Source organism: Planktothrix sp. PCC 11201 (assembly GCF_900009135.1).
Classification (GTDB): Bacteria; Cyanobacteriota; Cyanobacteriia; order Cyanobacteriales; family Microcoleaceae; genus Planktothrix.
Map to the genome: position 1 here is coordinate 720301 of NZ_LT797688.1, position 24592 is coordinate 744892.

Consider the following 24592-nt stretch of genomic DNA (forward strand, 5'->3'; position numbering starts at 1 on the left):
TGGATGAAATTGAGCATAGGGGCAACTTTTGATCAATGATTTTTTGGGATGAGCAAACTTACCTCTACGGATTCTATTATAATTCAAACTGATCATTCTGATGCTATTAAATTTATGATCAATCAACAAATTACTTATAGTCGGGCTTATACCTTAGTTCCGACCTATGATTGTTTTAATCGCTGTAGTTATTGTAACTTTAGAACCGATATCGGTACAAGTCCTTGGTTAACCTTAACAGCAGCCGAAGAAATCTTAAAAACCCTAGGAGATCAAGGAATTATTGAAATTTTAATTTTAAGTGGAGAAGTCCACCCCCATAGTTATCAACGTTTAGCCTGGTTTAAACGGATTTATGAATTATGCGAATTAGCGATATCCCTGGAATTTTTACCCCATACCAATGTGGGGCCGTTAACTTTTGCCGAAATGAAACAATTAAAACAGGTGAATGTTTCCATGGGGTTAATGTTAGAACAAATCAATCCAAAATTATTAGAAACCGTTCATCGTTACTCCCCTAGTAAAATCCCAGGACTGCGGTTAGAACAGTTAGAATGGGCAGGAGAATTAAAAATACCATTTACCACGGGTTTATTATTGGGAATTGGAGAAACCTCCGCAGACTGGCGAGATACTTTAAAGGCAATTGCAAAGATTCATAAACGATGGGGGCATATTCAAGAAGTGATTTTACAACCCCATAGTTTAGGGAGTCAACAAAGCGATCCCAGAAACAGTTTTAATTTAGAACAATTACCCGAAGTTGTAGCGATCGCCCGTTCTATTCTACCTCCTGATATTACCTTACAAATACCCCCCAATTTAGTGACTAATCCTGATATCTTATTAGCCTGTTTGGAAGCCGGGGCGCGGGATCTTGGTGGAATCAGCCCCCGTGACGAAGTGAACCCCGACTATCCCCAGGATCATGATCAAGCCTTACAGACGATTCTAGCCCCCAAGGGCTGGGCATTAGTACGACGGTTGCCCGTTTATCCCCAGTACGATCGGTGGGTATGCCCTGACCTGCAAGGAGTTGTAGCTCAATGGCGAAAAAAACTTGCTATTTCAGAAACACCTGTGCTATATTGAGTAACTGCATGGTCATGGCGGCATAGCCAAGTGGTAAGGCAGAGGTCTGCAAAATCTCCACCCCCAGTTCAAATCTGGGTGCCGCCTTTAAAATAATTAATCTATCCTACATACTCTTTGGAGAGTATTTTTTGTTTTGTTAATAGCTGTTTTTCAAGCAATTGGAAAAGTTAGAAAGCTAATCATTTGGAAACAGGGAAAAGCAGATTCTCATTTGGTCAAAAGGGTTCGCTTAGGTCATTTGCCCGATGATGCTACCCTTGAACAATATAATATGATCATCACTTTTGTGGTCAACAGTCCAGACGCCAATGTCTATCTTTATGTTTATGGAGAAACGATTTATCCGACGTTGGTAGCTAATGTGGAGAATCCAGCTATGGTTAGTAATGATTGGCTTAGATGGGGTTTTAGAAACTGCTTTTCCTCCCGATGACCCGAAAGGGTATCTATCTAATTCAGCCTTTATCTATCTGGGTTCAGTTAAGGAGTTAGAAATATGAATCCTCTCTTAAAAAACTATTGCGTGAGTGTTGAGTTTCCTGATGTTAGTGGTGCGGAGCATTTAGAAATGTTACAAATGCGCGATCGCCTTACAGAAATTGAACCTCAACTCACTGAGGAAGAAAAAATCTTATTGACAAAAGCAGACCGTCAATTAGTTGAGAATGCCAACAGTTTTTATCAGGAATTATCACGTTTTATTAATTTAACAGAGAAGCGCAAAGCTCAATTTATTTGTCCTCAACGTTGGTGGTGGTATTTAGATGTACTAGCGGTTTTGCCCATATCCTGCAAATAATAGTAAGCTAAAAGATTGATAGAGATAGGTTAGTTAGTTTTAGCCATTAACATTAAGACAGAACAACTTTAAAAATTATTTGTTAATCTTGGATTTGCTTAAAAATCCAATAAATCCAATTTTTAACGGTAGATTGGCGTCTTCCTGGGGTGGTCTTCTGAATATCAGCACGAGAAGACAAGATAATTTCGCATATTTCTCCTTTTGATGGTATTTTTCCCCTAGATAAATTTAATTGAAATACTGTATAAAAAACTTGATATTCCAAAATTTTCCTGATTAAAGAAAGATATTTATTTTTTTGTCTTTTGCTTAAAATTTCTTTAGCTTCCTGTGTCAAACGAAAGGTTATATCACCTGTACCAATAGCTTTGTATTTTTCTACAAGTCCAAGATATTGACCTGCATTTGTATAATACCCGGTTTGTCTCTGATCAAATTGATAATTTTCTGTAATTTCCTCTCTCGTTAAATCTCTTTCTACTAAAAGGGATAGTAAGTCAATGACCCGTTCAAAGTTATTTGCTTGGGGGAATGGTATACTAGGTTCTGGAATTAAAGTGATAGTTTCAAAAATATCAGAAACATCCTGCTGTGTAATTTCTTCGGGTGCGATAATATAATTTTTTTGTTCAATTAAGCGAAGGGAGTTATAATCAGATTTATTCTGAAACTCATAAATAAAAAAGCTGAATATGTCGTTGGAATAAGTCATCAAAACAGGAACAACTTTTTTAGTTATTTTTTCTGACCATAATCGATAAGGATAATATAATTGCCTAATTATAAAATTATCAACTTGATATTTTTTAGCTTCGATTAAAATTAAATATTCGTCACTTTCAAAACCTGCATCTATTTCGCATTGACTATTAATGACTGAAATGGGATAACTTTGATTGTTTAAATAACTTTTAATTTTGAAATCAAAGCAACCAGAGGACATTCTTCCAGAAAGTGTAAAAGATGTTTTCTCTCCTAATAAGTCGTCGATAATTCCTGTATTAAATGCACAACTTATAGCAGATGCTTCCGAATATAGATGGGTATAGTCTATACTTTTTATATAAGAAGGAAACTCTATTTCAATGAGTTCTATATCAGTAGAATATTCAAGATTAAAGTAGGCATTAAAACAACCAATAATATATTTTGAACGAGAAATAGGCAATATGGATAAATTATGATCCTTAAAAATTTGGGGTAAATTAACTGAATGATCAAACTTAGCCATTAACCGACTTTCTCGTTCTTCATTAATTTGAGTCGCTTCTATTTCAAAATAACCTTGTTTAGCAATAATATCTAAAATGCTATATCGTTGGAATAATGTTTCCCAAGCAATATCATTTTTCCCTAGTTTTTTGTCGTTCATTTATTTTAAGGTTTGGGATCATAATTTAACACTAAAACCTCATTAATTTTACCTCGTTTAACAGCATTAGAATTGATACTGCGGGTTGCAGAAACAATTTTAGTTGTATCTTTATAATCTTTATACAAATCTGAAATAAACTCTGTTGCTGAGTTACTCAACATTACATGACATCCTTTTTCTGTTAATTCATCAACAACTTGTTTTAAACGTCTTTGTTCATTTTGATTAAACCCATTAATATCATATCCGGTGAAAGAAGCGGTATTAGAAACCGGATCATAGGGAGGATCAAAATAGATAAAATCATCTTTTTTGGCATCTTTAACCGCTTTAGCAAAATCAGTATTTAAAAATTTTACTGTATTTTGATTCAAATAATCATTAACTCCTCTTAATACAGCCTCGTCTAATATATTGGGATTTTTATAACGACCAAAGGGAACATTAAAATATCCTTTAGAGTTCACTCTAAATAATCCATTGTAACAAGTTTTATTTAAATAAATAATTCTAGCTGCTTTTTCGGCTTCGGAGAATTTAAGATAGTCTTTTTTAAAACGATCTCTTTCACGAAGATAATCATAGTATTCTTTTGAATTGCTGGTCTTGTGATCTTTTAAAATCTCAATCAGTTCTTCAACATTATCCTTAATCACTCGATAACAATTAATTAATTCGCCGTTACTATCATTAACAATTGCTTTTTTAGGCTGTAACTCAAATAAAAGTGCACCTCCCCCCAAAAAGGGTTCAAAATATGTAGTCTTACCGATATTTTTAGGGAGATATTTTAGGATTTCAGGTAATAATTGCCGTTTCCCTCCTGCCCATTTCAAAAAAGGTTTAACTAGAGGATTTTTTTGCACAGTCACAGGTCAGTAATTCCTCAAAATTTTATTAACATATTTCATTTTAGCTTGAATTGAAATTCTAGTCAATATTTTGATTTAAAATTAAAATATTGATGTATTCTATCGATTAGAGTTATAATAAGTTATGAAGCCGTTAAACATCTAAATCAAACATCTAAATCGTAAACCTCATACCGTACCAGTATCTATAGCCTTCGGCATACTAGAAATACTGGCTAGAATATAGAAGTGCCCAAGAATAACAGATGAATACCCCAATTTCTAACTATCAAATTATTGAGCAAATTTATCAAAGTGCTAATTCAGTGGTCTATCGGGGAATTCGTTTAGAGGATTATCAACCTATAATTCTCAAAGTCCTGAAAGAAGATTATCCCACTTCCGTCGAACTAACCCGCTATAGACAGGAATATCAAATTACCCAAAATCTGAATATAGATGGGGTGATTAAATCCTATAGTTTAGAACCCTATCAAAGAACATTTATGATCATTTTAGAGGATTTTGGGGCATCCTCATTAACTCAATTTATTCAGAATAATTCTACCCTGGAAAAACGATATACTTTTCCTATTGATCAGTTTATTAAAAATGCCATTAAAATCACTAAAATTTTAGGAAAAATTCATGGTGCAGGTATTATTCATAAAGACATTAATCCTTCTAATATTGTCTATAACCCCAAGGGGGAAAAACTAAAAATTATTGATTTTGGGATTTCCACAACCTTCACCCGTGAAAATCCCATCCTGAAAAATCCCAATCTCTTAGAAGGGACTTTAGCTTATATCTCCCCAGAACAAACCGGACGAATGAACTGCTCCTTAGATTATCGCACCGATTTTTATTCTTTGGGAGTAACTTTTTACGAACTCCTGACTGGACAGTTACCTTTTGACACGCAAGATCCTTTAGAATTAGTCCATTGTCATATTGCGAAACAACCCATTCCGCCCCATGAAATTCAGCCTACAATTCCAATTTTTTTATCCAAAATTGTGATGAAATTAATGGAAAAAACAGCTGAGAATCGATATCAAAGTACCTGGGGAATTCAAGCAGATTTAGAATACTGTTTAAACCAGTTACAAACAGATAAAATTATCCATAATTTTCCATTAGCTACTCAAGATATTACGGATAAATTTCAAGTTTCCCAAAGACTTTACGGACGGAAAACCGAAGTCAATCAACTCCTATCTGCCTTCGCGCGGGTCACATCTTCAGAACAGTCAAAACCAGGAGAAATAGAAAACAATAAAGTTGAGGTGATGTTAATTACCGGTTATTCGGGGATTGGTAAATCATCTTTAGTCCAGGAAATTTATAAACCAGTTACTGAAAAAAGAGGTTATTTTATTTCAGGTAAATTCGATCAACTTCAGCGAAATATTCCCTATTTTGCCGTTGTTAATGCCTTTAAAGAATTGGTAAAACAACTATTAAGTGAAAGTTCAGAACAGCTTAATCAATGGCGAGAAAAATTATTAACGGTATTGGGAATTAATGGACAGGTGATTATTGATGTAATTCCCGAGGTGGAATTAATCATTGGCAAGCAGTCTCCGGTCGCTGAAATCGGGTTACAAGAATCTCAAAATCGGTTTAATTTTGTTTTTAAAAATTTTATTCAAGCCCTTTGTACACAAGATCATCCTTTAGTGATTTTTCTGGATGATTTGCAGTGGGCAGATGGGGCAAGTCTGAAATTAATTGAACTCATTCTAACGGATGGTAATATTCAACACTTATTAATCATTGGGGCTTATCGAGATAACGAAATCCATCCGACCCACCCGTTGATGCAGATGATTAATCAACTGCATCAGGCGGAATTAAAAATTAATTATATTCAGTTAAAACCCTTAACTTTAGAAGCAGTAAGTCAACTGATTAAAGATACTTTATACAGTGACATTTTATCCGTAAAACCTTTAGCGGAATTAGTCATAAAAAAAACCGCAGGAAATCCTTTTTTTATTAATGAATTTCTAAAAATGCTCCACAGTGAAAATTTGTTAACTTTTAACCTCTCGCCATCTTTCCCAACTCAAGGCAGAAGTTTAAGGGGATGTTGGCAGTGGAATATTGAAAAGATTGAATATAAAAACACTACAGATAATGTCATAGATTTGATGACTAGTAAATTTAAAAAACTTCCAGAATCTACTCAAGAAATTTTACAATTTGCTGCTTGTGTCGGAGCTTTTTTTGACTTAAATACTCTTGCTGTTATTAGTCAAAAATCTCCCACCAAAGTCTATCAAGAGTTGACTGTAGCATTACAATCTGGTTTTATACTCACAACTTCAGAATTAGATTCTCAACTCTTAATCCAAGATTATAAATTTTTGCATGACCGGGTACAACAAGCGGCTTATGCTTTAATTGACCCTACCAAAAAACAAGAAATTCATTTACAAATGGGTTGTCTATTATTAGAAAACATTAAGCCAAAACTACTGTCTGAGGAAGTTTTTGAAATTGTTGATCACTTAAATTTTGGTTTGGTAAATAGGCAGAATATCGCAGCAGTTTTACGAGGAAAACTAGCTGAAAATGAGATCTCAAAACTAAATTTTATGGCAGGTCAAAAAGCCAAATCTGCCAACGCCTATCAAGCCGCCGCCGAATATTTTAATCAAGGGCTAAACTTCCTCCATCAAAGCAGTTGGCAGACGGCATATCCCTTAACTTTAGCACTGCATCAAGCGGCCATAGAAGTCGCCTATCTCAAGGGTCATTTTAATGAAATGGAAACCTTGGGAAACGTTGTTTTAAATCAGGCTAAAAATGCCCTGGACACAGTAAAAGTTTATGATGCTAAAATTCAAGCCTCGGTGTCTCAAGGCAACCTAAAAGCCGCCATTAAAACTGGCTTAGAAGCACTAAAAATCTTGGGCATCAGCTTACCGGAAAAACCCAGTCATTCAGATATTAATAATAGCTTAAAACAGACTGCTTTACTCTTGAATGAATATGAAATCAAAGATTTAATTAATCTGCCTCCGATGGTGGATTCTCAAGCCTTAGCAGCGATGTATATTCTTTCAAGTATAACCGCTTCAACTTATATTTCCGATCCTGAGTTATTCTTGTTAGTAACCACATCACAGGTTAATTTATCCATCCAATATGGCAATACCACCGAATCCGCAATGGGTTATGCGTGTTATGGCGCTCTTTTATGTGGAGTTGTCGAAGATATTGAGTCGGGTTATCAATTTGGGGTCTTAGCTTCCAATTTAGTTAAAAAACTAAACGCCCAAAAAATAAAAGCAAAAGTAGATGATGCTTTAGCTGGTCATATTATTACTTGGAAAGACCATTGTCAGAAAATGCGACCCATTGCTATTGAAGGGTATTATAGCGGATTAGAAAATGGAGAATTAGAATTTTCTAGCTATTGTGGTTTTTGGGTTTGTGTGAGTCCCTATTTTGTTGGTCATGAATTAAGAGATCTTGAACAAGAAATGGCTACTTATAGTCAAGCAATTAGCCAAACCCGACAAGAAGCAGCCGTGAATTGGATTGCTATATTTTGGCAAGCTACACAGAACTTATTAGGAAAATCAGAAAATCCGATGCAGTTAACGGGTAATATTTACAACGAAGAACAATACCTTACCCTGGCAATTGCAGCAAGTGATCGAGTTCAAATCAACTTTTTTTATCTAAATAAACTGATATTATGTTATCTGTTTAATCATTATGATCAAGCCCAAGATCATGCCATTCTTGCCGAACAACATTTAGATGGTGTCATGGGAATGATCGTTGTTCCTATTTTCTATTTTTATGATTCTTTGGTGCATTTAAAATTATCAACTCAGACCACAAATTATGACCCAGAAATTTGGATTAATCGAGTCACTAGGAATCAAAACAAAATGCGAAAATGGGCAACTCATGCCCCAGACAATTTCTTAAATAAGTTTTACTTAGTTGAGGCAGAAAAAGCTCGGGTTTTGGGACAAATCCTAGAAGCAGAAGACTATTATGAACAAGCTATTTTTCAAGCATCGGAAAATAAATTTATTCAAGAAGAAGCATTGGCTTACGAATTAGCAGCTGAGTTTTATTTGAGCCGAGGTAGGTTAAAAATTGCTCAAACTTATATGAAAGAATCCCATTACCTTTATAAACGTTGGGGAGCCAAAACGAAAGTAGAGGATTTAGAAACTAAATATCCCCAGTTAATTTCCTCTTTATCCTCAATTAAAAGTGTTAATTATACCCTGCATCTCAATTCTCAATCCACAACAGGAACCCAATCAGATGAAGTCTTAGACTTGGCTGCGGTAATCAAGGCATCCCAGGCAATTTCAGGTGAAATTTTAATCGATAAATTGCTGATTATTTTAATGAAAGTTTTAATCGAAAATGCCGGGGCGCAACTGGGATATTTAATTGTGAAAACTGGAAATCAATTTCTAATTGAAGCTGAAGGATCAGCCGATTCTGATAGGGTTAAGGTGTTACAGTCGATTCCGGTGGATGGGAGTCATTTAGTCGCTAATTCTATTATTAATTATGTTGTTAATACGGGAGAAACCGTTGTTTTAAAAAATGCGGGTTGCGAAGGAAAATTTATTAATGATCCTTATATTAAAGTAAAACATTCTAAATCAATTCTCTGTTTACCTTTGATTAGTCAAGGACGACTGACCAGTATTATGTATTTGGAAAATGATCGGGCAACAGGTGCATTTACCCAAGATCGTTTAGAAATATTAAAACTTTTATCTACTCAGGCTGCGATCGCCATTGAAAATGCTAAACTCTATGCAAATTTAGCAGAATCTAATCGAACTTTGGAAACCAAAGTGGAGGAACGCACGGCTGAGTTAGCGATCGCTAAACAAAAAGCAGAAGCCACCGCCGACTCTAAAAGTGCATTTTTGGCAAATATGAGTCATGAATTGCGATCACCTTTGAATACTATTCTGGGTTTCACTCAAGTGCTGCTGAAAAATTCTGATTTAACCGCAGAACACCGGGAAAAAATTCAGATCATTCATCGCGGTGCTGAACATTTGTTAGCATTAATTAGCGATGTCCTTGATATGGCTAAAATTGAATCGGGATGTACGACCCTAAATCCCATTAATTTCAACCTTCATAACTTTCTCAATGGCTTAAAAGAGATGTTTGATTTGAAGGCACAGGAAAAAAAATTGGATTTTGTTTTGGAGTATAGTTCTAATCTTCCCCAGACAGTATTTTATGATCAAGTAAAGTTACGTCAAGTCTTAATTAATTTACTCAGTAATGCCTTTAAATTTACGTCATTAGGTCGGATAAGTTTGCGGTCTAAACTAAAAAAAATAAATGACCAAAATTATCTTGATTTTGAAGTTGAAGATCAAGGATGTGGAATTTTTGCCGATGAAGTGGACAAAATTTTTCAACCTTTTATTCAAACCAAAGCTGGACAGCAAGTGCAAGGAGGAACGGGCTTAGGATTAGCAATTAGCAACCATTTTGTTCAACTGATGGGAGGGAAAATTAGCGTGGAAAGTGAAGTAGGAAAAGGAACAATTTTTAAGTTTAATATTCCCGAGCAAGCCGTTACAGATGCTCATGCAGAAACTTCTGAAAATAAAAATCAAGTGATCCCCTTAGAACCCGATGCCAAAAATCACAAAATTTTAATTATTGACAATCATCCAGATACCCGACTTTTGCTAATTGAACTCCTCCAACCTTTGAATTTAGACGTTAAGGAGGCAAACAACGAGACAGAGGGCATTCAAATGTGGGAAACTTGGCAACCCGATTTGATTTTAATTGATGTACAAATTCCCAGAAAAAAGGGAGATAAAATAACGCAGACAATCCGAGAAAAAGAGCGAGAAAAAGCAGAATTAGAACCCTTTAACCCCGTTAAAATTATTGCGATTAGTGCCAGTCACTTTGATTCAGACTTCGACCAAAATCAAGCAATGGGGTACGATGATCTGATCAGTAAACCTTTTACAGAAGCAGATATTTTTGAAGCTATCTATGGGCAGATTCAGGTTGAAATGGGTTATAGTAGAGGTGACTTCCCATTAGAGGAAACCTCAAGTTCTTGGAATCCTAACCCCGAAATTTCGTCAGTGTCTATATTAACCCGTTTAGTGGCTTTGACTCCTGACTTAATTGATCGCTTAGAGCAGGCTGTGATTCGCCTCAACACTAGTTTAATCGAGTCCATTTCAAAAGAGATAAGCACCAACGATCCCGTTTTATCTGAAGCGATACAGAGGTTTGTTGATGATTTTGACCATTCCACGCTATGGGATTTAATTCAAGCAGCTAAAGCACAACAATAAATGCAACAATGAGTATTTTTAACGAGGAACAAACTGCCAATATCTTAGTAGTAGATGATACGGTCGATAATTTGCGTTTATTAGATACTTTTTTGAGTGGTTGTGGCTATAATGTTCGGCTGTCCAGGGATGGCAACTTTGCCATTCGATCTGCTTTAGAAGATCCTCCCGATCTGATTTTACTGGATATTATGATGCCTCCACCGGATGGCTATGAGATTTGTTCCCAGTTAAAAGCCCATGAACAAACCCGTAATATCCCGATTATTTTTATTAGTGCTAAAGACCAACTTTCTGATAAAGTTCAGGCTTTTTCTGTGGGAGGAAATGACTATATTACGAAACCTTTTGAATTAGAAGAAGTAGAAATACGAGTTAAAAATCAGCTAAAAATATCGAGACTGTCTCAAATTCTGAGTCAACAAAACTCCTTACTGAAGGCGGAGAATAAAATTCAAGAGCGTATCCGATCTTCCCTCAACCTAGAGGATATCTTGACAACGGCGGTGGAAGAAGTTCGCGAGTTTTTATCGGTGGATCGGGTGTTGATTTACCAGATTTTACCCAATGGAAATCGTAGCGCGATTACGGAATCAGTGGAACCGGGATGGCCGAGTATTAAAGGTCAAGTTTTTCCTGAAGAAATTTTTATAGGCGAGTTTCAATATTATGATTATCAAGAAAAATTCCTTTTAATTGAAGACATTAATCAAGTAACAATGACACCGGCTTTAGAAAATATTCTACGTCAGTTAAAAGTTCAAGCTAAACTGTTAGTTCCCATTGTCAAGGATTCAAGCCTTTGGGGATTTCTGATCGCCCATAATTGCCGAGGGCCCAGAAAATGGCTTCACTCAGAAATTGAATCAATTCGACACATTAGCATTCAGTTAGCGATCGCGGTGCAACAATCCACTCTATTTGAACAGGCTAAAGCTGAAATTATCGAGCGTAAAAAAGCAGAAGCAGCCCTAAAAAAAGCCGTGAATGCCGCCGATATTGCCAACCGAGCTAAAAGTGAATTTCTGGCAAATATGAGCCATGAATTAAGAACACCCCTGAATGCAATTTTAGGTTTTGCCCAATTAATGAATCATGATTTATCTCTCAAACCAGACTATCAACGTTATGTAGAAATTATTAACCGGGCGGGAAGTCATCTTTTAGAATTAATTAATGATATTTTAGAAATGTCTAAAATTGAAGCGGGTAGAGTCACCTTAAATAAAACCGACTTTAATCTGATTTCCTTCCTGAATAACTTACAAAATATTCTCCAAATTCAAGCCTTAAAAAAAGGATTAAACCTTGTTTTTGAAATCCCCCCTAATATTCCTCAGTTTGTCCAGACCGACGAAGGAAAACTACGTCAAGTTTTAATCAATATTTTAGGCAATGCCCTCAAATTTACTCAAATGGGTTCTGTGACCCTGCGGGCTAAATTAAAACCCGAAAATCAGGCTGATCAATCAGTAATTATTTTTGAGATAGAAGATACTGGTTTAGGGATTTCTTCAGAAGAAATTAGTCATTTATTTCAAGCTTTTGCCCAAACAGAAACCGGGCGCAAATATCATGAAGGAACCGGATTGGGTCTAGCCATTAGCCGTAAATTTATTCAATTAATGGGGGGAGATATTACGGTACAAAGTGTCGTTAATCAGGGAACAATTTTCACCTTTGAAATTTTAGTGCAACGGGTGGAATCTCCAATCCTTCATTCTTCAGTTTTTCACCCCCCTATCCTTCGTTTAGCACCCCAACAACCTAGCTGTAAAATTTTGGCTGTTGATGATGTTTTAGAAAGTCGCTTGCTCCTATCAGAAATTCTCAATGGCGTAGGTTTTCAGGTCAAGGAAGCAGAAAATGGTCTACAAGCGGTCGAACTTTTCCAGATTTGGAAACCCGATTTAATTTTTATGGATATGCGGATGCCCGTCATGAATGGATTAAAAGCCACCCAAATGATTAAAGCCGATTTACTCACTCACAAAACTCTGATTATTGCACTTACCGCTAGTGCTTTTGAAGAAGATAGGGCGATGCTTTTGGCAGCAGGCTGTGATGATTTTATTCGCAAACCGTTCCAGAGGGAAGACCTCTTAGAAAAAGTTAAGCAACATCTCCAGGTAGAATATATTTATCAAAAGGGGAAAAATAGAGAACTTGAGAACCTGGAAAAATCAGAAACTTTACCAACCGAAGATATCAAGTTACACCTAGCAAAAATGCCACCAAAATGGGTAGAACAACTCCATGAATATGCCTCTCAATGTAGTGATAATGGAATTATGGTTTTACTCCAACAAATCCCCCCTGAAAATGTAGCTTTAACCCAAGCTCTAACCTCTTTAGTTGATAACTTTCAGTTTGATAAAATTTTAGCCTTGCTGGTTATTGATAAATAGGTGATGGGTAATTACGAATTATGAATTACGAATGGGTAATAAACTGATGACTGATTATTTTTTACTATTGCTTTATAAACGAATGATTCCTTGATCAAATACTTGATCATTCGTATCAATTGCTTGAATTACCATCCGATCTGCATAAACCTCAATTGCGGTAAATCCAAGGGTTGAGGTGGCAGTTGCTGTCCACTCTGAACTTCCTACAGGACGTATACTTGCCCCTCCATTACCATTAACTAAATAAGTTGTACCATGAATAGGTTGGGTACGTTCATAATTATGTTCATGACCATTCATATAGAGTTGAACCCCATATTTTTTAAATAAAGGAGTTAAGCGATTGATCAATGCTGGGTTCACACCATATAACCCAGAAGAATACATCGGAAAGTGACTATAAACAATTTTCCAAGGAGTTTGACTCCGTTGAAGTTGGTCTTCTAACCAAGGTATTTGTTTGTCCCAATCGGCATTATCATTCGCATCTAAAACGAAAAATTGTACCGGATAATATTTAAATGTATAGTAACGACCCTGCATATTAAATAAAGGATAAGTCACCTGTCGATTACCATTTTCTGTTCTAATATCATGGTTTCCTAAACAGGCATAAAATTTAACATTTTGTTCTAGTAAAGATTGATAGGGTTTTTCAAATACATCCTTGATTTTTTCAATTTCACCATTAGTATAAATATTATCTCCGAGTAAAGTAACCACTTGAAAAGGATGATTTTGATGATAGCGAACCATTGCCTTTGCAACTTCATATTGTCCTGTTTCTCCCGTTCCCGCATCTCCAATAGTGACAAAACGAAATAGGAGTTTATCTTTCGGAATGGATGCGATAGTGTAGTCGCCACCTTGCGGCATCGCACCGTTCCCAGGAGAAATTTGTTGTTCAAGCATCTCAGGAAAGCTCAGGATTTTTCGAGTAGTTCCCAATCCGATAAAACCAGCAGCACTCAAGCTCGCTAAAAATAGAAATTGACGTCTTTTTAAGGACATAGGTAAGAGTAAATCAACTAATTATAAACATACTTTTAGTATAGAGCAATCCGCGCCGGGATGCTAATATAAAATCAGATTTAGTAATGACTTTTTTTAATAATTGGAGTTAATCGCCACCTGCTTCTGAAGTCAAATAACGTTGAATCTCCCTGGGTTGACTTTCCATTATGATCATTATAGCGATCGCTCATTCCCCATTGTATTAAATTTTGGGATAGCAAAAAAATATCAGTTTTTCAGAAATCGAATATTGTCGAGTTGTAGTTAAGGTCTAAGTTACTCAACCTATGGTATCAAGCTGTTTACCGGTATTGATAGGTGTGGCTTTTTGTTTTGAGCTATTTTAGTAAAAGGATGAACTTAAAATGCAACTCAGCAACCATGATAGAATAGGTCAATCTTTGACATTATTAAGTCAAGCATTATCTCCTTATGTCGAGCAAAAAATGAGGGAATTTGATGACAATAAATGGTTTGATAAGGAGAAAAAACGCATCTCGAATAAAAACAATTCTAATCACAGCAATGAAGAAATTATTCAAGATCTTTCCGTATTATTAAATGTTATTAATCAACGCTGGGATAAAGTTTTCAAACAATATTTATCCCCCGAAAGAGGTTTAGTGAATGAACTGATTAAAGTCCGAAACAAATGGGCACATAATAATCGCTTTTTAGCAGAAGACGCTTTTCGGGATTTAGATAGTATTCATCGGTTACTGGTGAAAATTGGTGCTGAACAGGAAAAGGTCGTTTATGATCATAAACAAATTGTTTTACAACGTGTTTTTCAAAAACAATCTAATTTTTCTCAAGCTCAAATGTCTCAAGCAGATGAGCAAATTCGAGAGCAATTGAAAGAACTTTTAGATATCATTCCGTTTCAAGATGCAAGATTATTATTACGAGCATTAACCCATCGCAGTTATATGTTTGAAAATCCAACTAAAACACAAGGAGATAACGAACAACTGGAATTTTTAGGGGATTCTGTATTACAATTTTTAGCAGGAGATTATGTCTATGAAAAATATTTTGGTGAACAGGAAGGACAATTGACCCAAAAACGAGAAAAAATTGTCAGTAATGAAGCGTTAGCAATATTAGCTCAGGATTTTAATTTAGGAAAATGGATAAAATTAGGGAGAGGAGAAGAATTAACCGGAGGTCGGACAAATCCAACTTTATTAAGTAATACCTTAGAAGCGGTCATTGGAGCTTATTATAAAGATTCTGGTATTGATGCAGTTTGGGAATGGTTAAAACCGATGTTAGAACAATTAGAAACCATCAAAATAGAGCCTAACTGTTCTCAGGTATTGAATGATGCTAAAAATACTTTTCAACATTGGGCGAAAACTAATCATCAACAAGATCCTGAATATATTGTGATTCAAGAATCTGGAAGTGATCATGATAAAGTTTTTGGTGTGGAAGTTCGAGTCAAGGGTCGTGTTTATGGCTATGGAAAAGCTACCAAGAAAAAAGAAGCAGAAAAACAAGCTGCTAACGTGGCTTTACAAAAATTAGGATTAATATAAAATGATTTGTAGGGGTGGGTTCACTCAGAGCCTTATAACTCACAATTGATGTTTCTAAACCCGCCCAGACTTTTTCAAAATCGATTATTCTGCATCTCCTTCTATTTCTGGTTCTTTTACCTGAATTGAGATTTTAAACCCTAAAATATTAAGTAATTCAACAAAAGTATAAATTGCTGTACAACCGCTTACTGTTAAGCAGTCATAAATTTTTTCTTGCTTTTTAATCAGGTCTTCGGATAAAAGATGCTGACTAGAAAAAGCTCTCATGATATCCCTCTTCTGTCACTCTCCGAGTGTTAAAATTAAAGTGTGAAAAGATAAAAACGCTACAAATGAGGCAGAGCAATGGATGTAGAGTTACAAGTTCTAAAACATTTGGCAAGAGACGCACAATCAACAACGAGAGTAATAGATGAATATTGTGCCGAGTATAAAGACTTATTCAAAGAAGTAAGAAGTTATGAATGTTTTAAATATTTACATTTAGGAATAATTGCACCAATCAAGAGGAAATCATGGAGTCTGGCTGCCTTCTAGCCAAAAGGTTAGAGCCAATAAATGGTGTCAATTTAAAAGAGTATTTAGCGACGGAAAATCAGAAAATAGATATATTAGAGAAATAATTTATGGTAAAAAAGGAGCGGTAACATATTGGGAGTTAACTACCGATCCAGAAACAATGCCGTCCAATTCTACTTCATTTGTTAAAACGAATCTCCAAGGTAAACTCAAGAAAATTGTGGGCAATCTTTATGGATTAAGAACATGGGTAGAATATGGCTTTCGGCAATGTAAACAAGAATTAGGTTGGACAGACTACCGTTTTACTAATTTTAAGGATATTGAAAAGTGGTGGTCAATTATTTTTTGTGTTTACACAATGATTAGTTTAAATTCTCCCGCTTTTTTCGGCTTGAATCAAGCTCGTCAAATTGAACCTCATGTACAAGAAAGTAATTCTGTTGATTTTTCTGAGCATCAACAATGGGATCATGAACACGGATGGAAGAATGTGCTAAATAATCTTCGCTTAATTGTCCAACCACTGTTGCTATTTTGGTTAATTTATCCCTGGCTAGATATTTTTCCCAATTCCGATTTATTGCTGGGATTCAATCGTCTCATTAGTGCCATGAATGGATTTAAACCCTTTTATTCTTCTGGATAATTTAGTTGATTTACTACTTGCTTAATTCGGAGAGTGATAGAAGAGGGATACAACCTATTTAGGATTGCTCTATGAATATTTTTACCGCTAAAATTGAAAAGATGAATTCAGAAGTCAAAGTGATGGCTTCCCAGATTTTGAAATGATAGGAGAAAAGCGATTCACTGATTAATGGTAAGCGGTAAAATAAAATAAATTGCATACTGATAATGGCGATATTCTTCATGGCGCGATCGCTCCATTCAGAATGACAGTGGCAATAATTTTTTATCAGGGCTTAGTCTACCTATTTTTGTTTTTCAACCCTAAAAATTAGATCTGGAGCCTCTACCACCCTAATAGCAGGGCTTCAGACCCAATTTAGGGGAGTGTATAGCGGTCTTGAAAGTTTCTATTTAAAAAGCAACTTTTCCTATGCAGATAAACCAGCTTCTAGCCAATCGATTAATTTAGATTTAGGAATGGCTCCTTCATGGGACTGGACAACTTCCCCGGCTTTAAATAATTTTAAAGCGGGAACTCCTTCTACTTTATAGGATTTCACGGTAATCGGATTGAGATCGATCTCCATTTTCACCACTTTTAAGCGATCGCTATAGGTTGTGGCGATCGCTTCCATAGAAGGAGACACAAGCCGACAAGGGCCACACCAACCCGCCCAAAAATAGACCAAAACCGGTGATTCTGCTTGGAGAACTTCAGAGTCAAATTCTGAATCTTCAATGACAAGAAGGTGATTACTCATAGTTATTTAGGTGATGGATTGACTAGAAATTTTTGCTATCGTTCAGATCCAGCTTCAACTGTCTTCAGTTGGGCATCTAAAATTTAATCATATCCTGAGTGTGTGGATATCCCCTCACCTAACCCTTTCAGGGTTTGTGAAAAGTTTTGTGGGTAAAGGTGGTGCTAATATTGTCAACAAAAGCAATTCCCAACGCTTTTCTTCATTCCCCAAGTCCGGTGTTTGCTGTAACCTGAGAAGGTGCTATGTCAACTTTAGTCATCGTTGAATCTCCAACCAAAGCCCGTACCATTCGCAACTTCTTACCATCGAGTTATCGGGTAGAAGCCTCAATGGGTCATGTCCGTGACCTTCCACCCTCTGCTGAGGAAATCCCCGAAGAATATAAGGGAGAAACCTGGGCTAAATTGGGGGTGAATGTGGAAGGGAACTTTGAACCCATTTACGTTATCCCCAAAGATAAGCAAAAAATTGTTAAAGAACTCAAAGCCGCCCTCAAAGAAGCGGACGAACTCGTGCTCGCTACTGACGAAGACCGCGAGGGAGAGAGTATTAGTTGGCATCTACTCCAAATTCTGAAACCGAAAGTCCCCATTAAACGGATGGTGTTTCACGAAATTACCCAAGAGGCAATTCGTGAAGCCCTAAAAAATTGTCGCACCGTTGATGAAGAACTGGTTCATGCTCAGGAAACCCGCCGCATCCTCGACCGCCTCTATGGTTATACCCTTTCCCCCCTGTTGTGGAAAAAAATTGCCAAGGGATTATCCGCCGGCCGGGTACAGTCCGTGGCCGTGCGTTTACTGGTCAGCCGAGAACGGGAGCGTCGGGCCTTCCGGTCTGGGGGATATTGGGATTTAAAAGCCCTGCTGGAACATACCCAGAGTCGATTTGATTCTAAACTGGTGAGTCTGGCCGGGGTAAAAGTCGCAACCGGGAGCGATTTCGATGAAAGTACGGGAAAAATTGCCGCTGGCCGGAAGGTCGTTTTACTAGATGAAGCCCAAGCGGACGCTTTAAAACAAAGGTTATCGGGTAAACCCTGGACGGTTGCCAACTTAGAGGAAAAGGCCGTTACTCGCAAACCCTCTCCTCCGTTTACCACCTCCACCTTGCAACAGGAATCCAACCGTAAACTCCGGTTAAGTGCCCGTCAAACCATGCAAACGGCCCAGAGTTTGTATGAGCGGGGTTATATAACTTATATGAGAACGGATTCTGTGCATTTATCAGAGCAAGCGATTACCGCCGCCCGGGAATGTGTGGAACAAAAATATGGGAAAAACTACCTCAGTCCCAAACCCCGACAATATACGACGAAATCCAAAGGAGCGCAGGAAGCCCACGAAGCCATCCGTCCGGCGGGCAGTTCTTTCCGTACTCCCCAAGAAACAGCCCTGAGTGGGGCGGAACTCAACCTCTATGATTTAATTTGGAAGCGTACCGTGGCTTCCCAGATGGCCGACTCCCGCCAAACCAATATTACCGTTGAGTTAAAGGTTGAGGATGCCGGATTCCGCAGTACCGGAAAACGGATTGATTTTCCCGGGTTCCTGCGGGCCTATGTGGAGGGTTCCGACGACCCAGAAGCGGCCTTGGAAGACCAAGAGGTATTATTACCCCCCCTGAAAGTGGGTGACCATCCCGACTGCAAAAAGTTAGATGTAGTTGGACATGAAACCCAACCCCCAGCCCGATTTACGGAAGCATCTTTAGTTAAAACCCTAGAAAGTGAAGGCATTGGTCGCCCTAGTACCTACGCCAGCGTGATTGGAACCATTATTGATCGGGGGTATGTTCAGTTAAAAAATAACGCCCTGATTCCAACTTTTACGGCCTTTGCGGTTACCAACCTCCTAGAAACATACTTCCCGGATTTGGTGGATTTGCGATTTACCGCCCGCATGGAAGACACCCTGGATGATATTGCTACCGGAGAAGCTCCTTGGCTACCCTATTTGGAAAAATTCTATTTAGGGGATGCGGGACTGGAACATCAGGTTAAGGATCAAGAAAGTAAAATTGATACCAAAGTCGCCCGAACGATTGAGTTAGAACAGTTGGGGGATGAGGATGATCCGATTCAATATCGCGTCTGTATCGGTAAGTTTGGCCCCTATATTGAGGCGGGAACGGGAGAGGAGATGATTACCGCTTCCATTCCCCAGGATTTGACTCCGGCGGATTTAACCCCGGAGGTAATTCGGGAATTGGTGGGACAAAAAACCGAAGGGCCAGAAAAATTGGGGGTTCACCCCGAAACGGGGGAAACTATCTATATCTTAATCGGCCCCTATGGCCCCTATGTGCAGTTGGGGTTAGAAGCAGAAGATAGTAAAAAACCGAAACGGGTCTCTATTCCTAAAGGTGTGGAGAAAGAGAACGTCACCCTGGACATGGCCCTGGGGTTATTGGCCTTACCCCGACTGTTGGGAACCCATCCTGAAACCGAAGCTAAGATTAAAGCCGCTGTGGGGCCGTTTGGGCCATACGTGGTTCATGACCAGGGGAAAGAGGGTAAGGATTATCGGTCGGTGAAAGCCCCGGATGATATTTTAACCATTAGTTTAGAACGGGCTTTAGAACTGTTAGCCCAACCGAAAACCAGTGGTCGAGGAGGACGGGGTAAAAAAGAAGTTCCGCCTTTACGCGAGTTAGGAACCCATCCCGCAGATGATGAACCTGTGAATGTTTATGATGGCCGTTATGGGCCCTATGTTAAACATGGGAAAATCAATGCTTCCTTACCCAAGGATGCGGCGGTAGAGGCGTTTACCTTAGCCCAAGCGTTGGAATTGTTGGCGGCAAAGGCGGATTCGGGTTCGAGTTCTAGGAGTAAGTCTAAAACGACAAAAACAGCTTCTAAAACCACAGCTAAAACCACCAAAACCACCACTAAAAAATCCTCAACTACTAGCAAAAAAACTAGCTCTTAGTTTATTGTTTAGGATTACTGGCTACCGTTGTCGGGGTGCGAGAAAATACCATAATCACGCATCCCTAACTACAACAAATCATAAAGGTTAAAGTTAAACTATTTAATTCAGGAGAAATTTATTCGTCTTGATCAGTGAATAACTTTTGTTTGACTACTTACCAAGAGTAATCCGCCAAGTATTCTGTATTTTTTCTAATTTGAGTTCTGGAATAGTTTGCAGTATATCTATCAATTTAATATCGGGAAAAATATTACACCTGACTTCTCTGAGATTCTGACCATAATTGCTGTAAAATATTGTGTTTATTTCATCAATTTTGACATAATTTTCTCGGTTATTTGATAGTAAATATTTAACTATTTCTACTAAGCAAAATTTTAAATCATCCTGAGATTGAATTTTTTTATTAGTGGGATTAAACTTTTTAGAGATTGGCTTTGAACTCTTATTTTTTGGGGAAACTTTAGCAGATTTTTTAGAATATCCTTGATTCGGCAAATCTTTGATCGTACTTTTCTCAACTTTCCAAGGACGTTTTACTGTATAAAACATGGATTGATTGCTGCTTGAAGATTGGCGATAACCAGGAACCGTTTTTCGGAGTAAAGAAATATAAAAATTTTGAGGAATTGGTGTTTCATAAATAGCAAAAATATGGCTTTTTCTCAGAAATGTTTTCAGGTCAAAATAACCATAATCTTGTAATATATTTTCTAGGGTAGATCCATATTTTTGATGAAATAACTGCTCTAAAACTGTTCGAGTTAACCAGGGATGGTCTGAACTTTCTGTTTCTCCTTCTACCAAGTCTTCTAATTCTTGGATTAGGTGTTGCAATCGGGTTTCCATTGGCTTCAATTCAACCTACATAGAAGTTTTATACCTCCATCTACAAAGGTGAGCTTGAGGATTTCGGATTCTGATCGAGTTAATCCTGTATGAGAGTCTCCTATTCACTTCAATTCCGATGATTATTAATATGTCTAATTCTTGCCCCAGCCCATTGTAATTTTTCTCGTAAGGTTTGATAAAACGAATAATTTTCCCGCAGAATAATAAATTTTGCCTCACAATTTGCCATGGAAACATCCACCCGTTGACCCGGCCAAATAGAGGTGGCTAATACCCCATCCATCCAAAGTTTGGTATCATGTTCCGTATCTGCTAACGGCCAAACACTAACAACAGAACCCGCAGGTAAAACAATCGGACGACTAGATAAACTTAAAGGGCAAATGGGAGTCACACTAATCGCTGCCATTCCTGGGTGTAAAATCGGCCCTCCGGCGGAGGTATTATAACAGGTGGAACCACTGGGAGTTCCGACAATTAAACCATCTCCTTGATATTGATCAACCACTTCTCCATCCACTTCCATCTCTAAAAATGAGGTGGGCATTCGATAGGCGGAAGCGGGTTTAATACACATTTCATTTAGGGCTAAAAAGCGATCGCTCACGGGTTCTAAATTCGTGCGATTTCCTTCATAAACCGTTGCTTGTAACATCATCCGACTTTGCACCGCATAGCGATCTTCAAATAGTCGATCAATCACTAATTCCGTATTTTCAACATCTTCAAAAGATTCAGTTAAAAATCCTAAATGTCCCCCGACATTTGCCGCTAAAATTGGAATTCCTTCGGGAGCTAAATGTCGGGCAGCGGCTAAAGCTGTGCCATCCCCACCCAAGACAATTGCTAAATCAATGGAAACATTACTAGAAGCGAGAAAAACCGGATAGGGGTTATCTTTAGCCCCACTGGGCCCCATTAAGACATGACATCCACGCTGTTCTAAATGTTTAGCATATTGTTCCGCCCAGCGTTTGCTTAACGGATCTCGGGCTTTATGGGCGATGATCACCTGTTTAATTTCCACGATACTATCCTATTATTTCTCATCGTCTTGTTATTATTATCCCTGATCTGTTACCAAAATTGGATAAATTGGTTACACTAGACTGATAGAGCTAAAATAAAGTTATGGTTCAACTACAATCTCTGCCATCTTCTGATATTATTTATCCAGAAAGTGACGGTAAACCAATGGCTGATAATACAAAACAATTCCGTTGGATTGTTATTATTAAACAGAATTTAGATCAACTTTATGCAAATGATCCGAATGTGTTTGTCGCCGGAGATTTGTTTTGGTATCCCGTGGAAGGACGCAATACAATTGTGCAAGCACCGGATGTGATGATTGCTTTGGGCAGACCTAAAGGCGATCGCCCATCCTATAAACAATGGCAAGAAGATGGAATTCCTCCCCAAGTTGTCTTTGAAATTCTTTCTCCTTGTAATTCCCAAACGGATATGGAGAAAAAACTGTTATTTTATGACCGTTATGGAGTAGAAGAATATTATATCTATGACCCGGACAGGAATCAATTGAAAGGGTGGTTTCGTCGGGAAATGGGTTTAGATGTAATTGAAGAAATTAACGGTTGGGTGAGTCCCCGTTTAGGCATTCGCTATGAGTTATCCGGGGAAGAATTAGAAATTTATCGTCCCGATGGTATCCCCTTTCTCTCCTATCAAGAAGTTAGCGAACAATTAGAACAGGAACGTCAACGGGCGGACAATGCTCAACAAAAACTAGCAGAAATGGAAACCTTATTGCAACAATACCGCGATCGCTTTGGTGATTTACCCTCTCAATAATTTTTTGGGAAAACAGGGTTTATTAATACAATAAACCCTGTTAATGTTATCTGACACGCGGCCAAGGAATTGTCGGGTTAGCCGCGATTTCTCGCGCCACTAAACTAGCTCCATAGCGGTTTAAATGGCTAGGATCAACAAAATATTGATATTGCCTTAAGGCTTTTTCTGATAAATTGATAAAAATAAAGCCATATTCCTGAGATAACTGTTTCATTTGTTGATTAAATTCGACTTCAGAAGACCATCGAACAGAATCTAAATAATCATCTGTGATCGGTAAATTGACAACAACTAATTGAATATTATTAGAACTAGCAAATGCCACAACTGAATCAAAGGCTCTGGCCTGTTCTCCTCCTAAATTAAATCCTCGATAATCGCCATCATAGGTTCCCGAAACATAGGGTTTTTGTTGATAATAAGTATTCGGGTTAAAGCGATCGGATAGGGGCAAAAAACCGTTGGCTTCAATGGAATTTAAGGAAACTAGAGTAGCAGAAAAATTAAATTCTGAAGGACGATATAATAAATTTTGATAGTTAGATGGGGCATTTTCAGAAGAATTATCAGCTAAATTATAATCATTTTTTTTAATAAAATTAGAAGTTTTAAACTGAAATTTAGAGTTATCTTTATGTTTACAAGAGTTCGGCAATTGATAACATTTGGTTTGAAAATTAGGTTCGGCTTTAGCTAATTGGGGGCGAAGGCCAGCAGCTATTTTTTGATGGGCTTGGGAAGCCATAATTGCCTCAAAGGTTCGATCAATTCGACCACTATTAAATGCCCGAACTCCATCGGCCCAAATTATTAATTTAGGCAATTGTTCTGGGGTTAAAACTTCTCTTAAAATATAATCGACAACTTGCGCCGTTGCACCATTCACCCCAAAGTTAAAAATCCTTAAATTTTGATATCCTTTTTTAGCTAAAGCTTGCTGCATTTGTGCCGGATCAACCCCTTGTAGTGCGCGAGAACTTCCCACAATTAAAATATCTGGTCTACCAACGGTACTTAAATAAGACAAATATAATTTTAATTGTTGATCTAAAGGTTCACTATCAAAACTAGGAAACTGGGAAACTGAACCCGAACGGGCGGCTTGCTGTTGAGAATAGGTTAAATTTCGCATATATTCAACTACTTTTTTCTCAGCAAAGATGCGTTTAGGGCTATTAGCAGGAACCGCTTGCATCCACGCCACCGCCTGTAACCAGAGGCGGGCGACTTCATCCCAATCGGATTGAGATTGGGCGGTTTGAGCTAAATTAGAGGCTTGTAGGGCAAATTTAACCGATTCATCAAAGGGATTTTCTTCGATACAAATTTGAGATTTAGTAGGATTTTGAGAGAGTAAATTTTCGTTTTTTCCCGATATTTTATTCTGATTCAACGGTTGAGAATTAGGGGTAATAGAAGCGGCGATCGCAGTTTGGGAAGCAACAGAAGGTTGAGAGGATTCCTTGAATGAACACCCAACCATTAATATCATCAGAGAAACTATCGCCATCACCCCACTATTTCTACGGGTTGATCTCATGAGTAAGCTTAATATGGACAATAGACTCATAGCAATTGTTAGCTGGAATTAGATAATTTCGGTTAATCGGGATTTCTCTTGTCCGATTATAAATCAAAAC

At 37.6% G+C, this 24592-nt stretch carries 16 protein-coding genes, 1 tRNA gene and 1 pseudogene; 10 read left to right on the forward strand and 8 right to left on the reverse strand.

The features are described from left to right. Positions 1 to 114 precede the first annotated feature (114 nt). The 4 genes from cofG to PL11201_RS03910 all read left to right on the forward strand — a co-directional run bounded on the left by cofG (position 115) and on the right by PL11201_RS03910 (position 1897). The gene (gene cofG, locus PL11201_RS03895; protein ID WP_079677402.1) at positions 115 to 1095 is read left to right on the forward strand and encodes a 7,8-didemethyl-8-hydroxy-5-deazariboflavin synthase subunit CofG; all 981 of its coding nucleotides are present in this window, start codon (positions 115 to 117) and stop codon (positions 1093 to 1095) included. A gap of 16 nt (positions 1096 to 1111) precedes the next feature. After that, positions 1112 to 1182, forward strand: a tRNA-Cys gene (locus tag PL11201_RS03900). A 49-nt stretch (positions 1183 to 1231) separates the two neighbouring features. Further along, positions 1232 to 1531, forward strand: a complete 300-nt coding sequence (locus tag PL11201_RS03905) for a hypothetical protein (RefSeq protein WP_234996600.1) — start codon at positions 1232 to 1234, stop codon at positions 1529 to 1531. Between the two features lie 63 nt (positions 1532 to 1594). After that, complete coding sequence (locus PL11201_RS03910) at positions 1595 to 1897, forward strand: hypothetical protein (RefSeq protein WP_234996601.1); 303 nt, start codon at positions 1595 to 1597, stop codon at positions 1895 to 1897. 82 nt (positions 1898 to 1979) lie between these two features. Here PL11201_RS03910 and PL11201_RS03915 read toward each other — a convergent pair whose 3' ends face one another. Then, complete coding sequence (locus tag PL11201_RS03915; protein ID WP_079677279.1) at positions 1980 to 3272, reverse strand: type II restriction enzyme; 1293 nt, start codon at positions 3270 to 3272, stop codon at positions 1980 to 1982. Positions 3273 to 3277: 5 nt separating this feature from the next. Next, the gene (locus tag PL11201_RS03920; protein WP_079677280.1) at positions 3278 to 4141 is read right to left on the reverse strand and encodes a DNA adenine methylase; all 864 of its coding nucleotides are present in this window, start codon (positions 4139 to 4141) and stop codon (positions 3278 to 3280) included. Between the two features lie 251 nt (positions 4142 to 4392). Here PL11201_RS03920 and PL11201_RS03925 point away from each other — a divergent pair, with 251 nt between their 5' ends. Beyond that, complete coding sequence (locus PL11201_RS03925; RefSeq protein ID WP_079677281.1) at positions 4393 to 10464, forward strand: AAA family ATPase; 6072 nt, start codon at positions 4393 to 4395, stop codon at positions 10462 to 10464. Between the two features lie 8 nt (positions 10465 to 10472). Then, positions 10473 to 12872, forward strand: coding sequence for a response regulator (locus tag PL11201_RS03930; protein WP_079677282.1), 2400 nt, complete (start codon positions 10473 to 10475; stop codon positions 12870 to 12872). A 72-nt stretch (positions 12873 to 12944) separates the two neighbouring features. On the opposite strand, the gene PL11201_RS03935 is transcribed toward PL11201_RS03930, so the two are convergent. Further along, positions 12945 to 13886, reverse strand: a complete 942-nt coding sequence (locus PL11201_RS03935; RefSeq protein ID WP_079677283.1) for a metallophosphoesterase family protein — start codon at positions 13884 to 13886, stop codon at positions 12945 to 12947. Between the two features lie 368 nt (positions 13887 to 14254). On the opposite strand from PL11201_RS03935, the gene rnc reads away from it, so the two are divergent. Next, positions 14255 to 15430: a ribonuclease III gene (gene rnc / locus PL11201_RS03940; RefSeq protein ID WP_079677284.1), complete on the forward strand. Its 1176-nt coding sequence runs from the start codon at positions 14255 to 14257 to the stop codon at positions 15428 to 15430. Between the two features lie 84 nt (positions 15431 to 15514). Here rnc and PL11201_RS03945 read toward each other — a convergent pair whose 3' ends face one another. Further along, a complete protein-coding gene (locus tag PL11201_RS03945) occupies positions 15515 to 15700 on the reverse strand; it encodes a hypothetical protein (protein ID WP_079677285.1) in 186 nt (61 codons plus the stop codon). 78 nt (positions 15701 to 15778) lie between these two features. On the opposite strand from PL11201_RS03945, the pseudogene PL11201_RS03950 reads away from it, so the two are divergent. Further along, positions 15779 to 16601 (forward strand): annotated as a pseudogene (locus tag PL11201_RS03950) (hypothetical protein). Positions 16602 to 17013: 412 nt separating this feature from the next. On the opposite strand, the gene PL11201_RS03955 reads toward PL11201_RS03950, so the two are convergent. Next, on the reverse strand, positions 17014 to 17346 hold the full coding sequence (locus tag PL11201_RS03955) for a thioredoxin family protein (RefSeq protein WP_079677286.1): 333 nt from the start codon (positions 17344 to 17346) through the stop codon (positions 17014 to 17016). A gap of 245 nt (positions 17347 to 17591) precedes the next feature. On the opposite strand from PL11201_RS03955, the gene topA reads away from it, so the two are divergent. Further along, entirely contained in the window at positions 17592 to 20282 is a 2691-nt protein-coding gene (topA, locus tag PL11201_RS03960; RefSeq protein ID WP_079677287.1) for a type I DNA topoisomerase, read from the forward strand. A 153-nt stretch (positions 20283 to 20435) separates the two neighbouring features. Here the strand turns inward: topA and PL11201_RS03965 are convergent, their stop codons facing one another. Then, a complete protein-coding gene (locus PL11201_RS03965) occupies positions 20436 to 21134 on the reverse strand; it encodes an OST-HTH/LOTUS domain-containing protein (RefSeq protein ID WP_079677288.1) in 699 nt (232 codons plus the stop codon). A 109-nt stretch (positions 21135 to 21243) separates the two neighbouring features. Continuing rightward, positions 21244 to 22164 (reverse strand): NAD(+) kinase, encoded by a 921-nt coding sequence (locus tag PL11201_RS03970; RefSeq protein WP_079677289.1) that lies wholly within the window; start codon positions 22162 to 22164, stop codon positions 21244 to 21246. A 104-nt stretch (positions 22165 to 22268) separates the two neighbouring features. Here PL11201_RS03970 and PL11201_RS03975 point away from each other — a divergent pair, with 104 nt between their 5' ends. After that, positions 22269 to 22949, forward strand: a complete 681-nt coding sequence (locus PL11201_RS03975) for a Uma2 family endonuclease (protein WP_079677290.1) — start codon at positions 22269 to 22271, stop codon at positions 22947 to 22949. Positions 22950 to 22995: 46 nt separating this feature from the next. On the opposite strand, the gene PL11201_RS03980 is transcribed toward PL11201_RS03975, so the two are convergent. Beyond that, on the reverse strand, positions 22996 to 24492 hold the full coding sequence (locus PL11201_RS03980; RefSeq protein ID WP_234996602.1) for a DUF1574 family protein: 1497 nt from the start codon (positions 24490 to 24492) through the stop codon (positions 22996 to 22998). Between the last annotated feature and the right edge of the window lie 100 nt (positions 24493 to 24592).

Excerpts from the sequence above, each read along its gene's own strand:
- PL11201_RS03925 (WP_079677281.1), top strand. The coding sequence starts at position 4,393 with ATGAATACCCCAATTTCTAACTATCAAATTATTGAGCAAATTTATCAA.
- PL11201_RS03910 (WP_234996601.1), top strand. The coding sequence starts at position 1,595 with ATGAATCCTCTCTTAAAAAACTATTGCGTGAGTGTTGAGTTTCCTGAT.
- cofG (WP_079677402.1), top strand. The coding sequence starts at position 115 with ATGATCAATCAACAAATTACTTATAGTCGGGCTTATACCTTAGTTCCG.
- PL11201_RS03965 (WP_079677288.1), bottom strand. The coding sequence starts at position 21,134 with ATGGAAACCCGATTGCAACACCTAATCCAAGAATTAGAAGACTTGGTA.
- PL11201_RS03975 (WP_079677290.1), top strand. The coding sequence starts at position 22,269 with ATGGTTCAACTACAATCTCTGCCATCTTCTGATATTATTTATCCAGAA.
- PL11201_RS03955 (WP_079677286.1), bottom strand. The coding sequence starts at position 17,346 with ATGAGTAATCACCTTCTTGTCATTGAAGATTCAGAATTTGACTCTGAA.
- rnc (WP_079677284.1), top strand. The coding sequence starts at position 14,255 with ATGCAACTCAGCAACCATGATAGAATAGGTCAATCTTTGACATTATTA.
- PL11201_RS03935 (WP_079677283.1), bottom strand. The coding sequence starts at position 13,886 with ATGTCCTTAAAAAGACGTCAATTTCTATTTTTAGCGAGCTTGAGTGCT.
- PL11201_RS03980 (WP_234996602.1), bottom strand. The coding sequence starts at position 24,492 with ATGAGATCAACCCGTAGAAATAGTGGGGTGATGGCGATAGTTTCTCTG.
- PL11201_RS03915 (WP_079677279.1), bottom strand. The coding sequence starts at position 3,272 with ATGAACGACAAAAAACTAGGGAAAAATGATATTGCTTGGGAAACATTA.
- PL11201_RS03930 (WP_079677282.1), top strand. The coding sequence starts at position 10,473 with ATGAGTATTTTTAACGAGGAACAAACTGCCAATATCTTAGTAGTAGAT.
- PL11201_RS03945 (WP_079677285.1), bottom strand. The coding sequence starts at position 15,700 with ATGAGAGCTTTTTCTAGTCAGCATCTTTTATCCGAAGACCTGATTAAA.
- topA (WP_079677287.1), top strand. The coding sequence starts at position 17,592 with ATGTCAACTTTAGTCATCGTTGAATCTCCAACCAAAGCCCGTACCATT.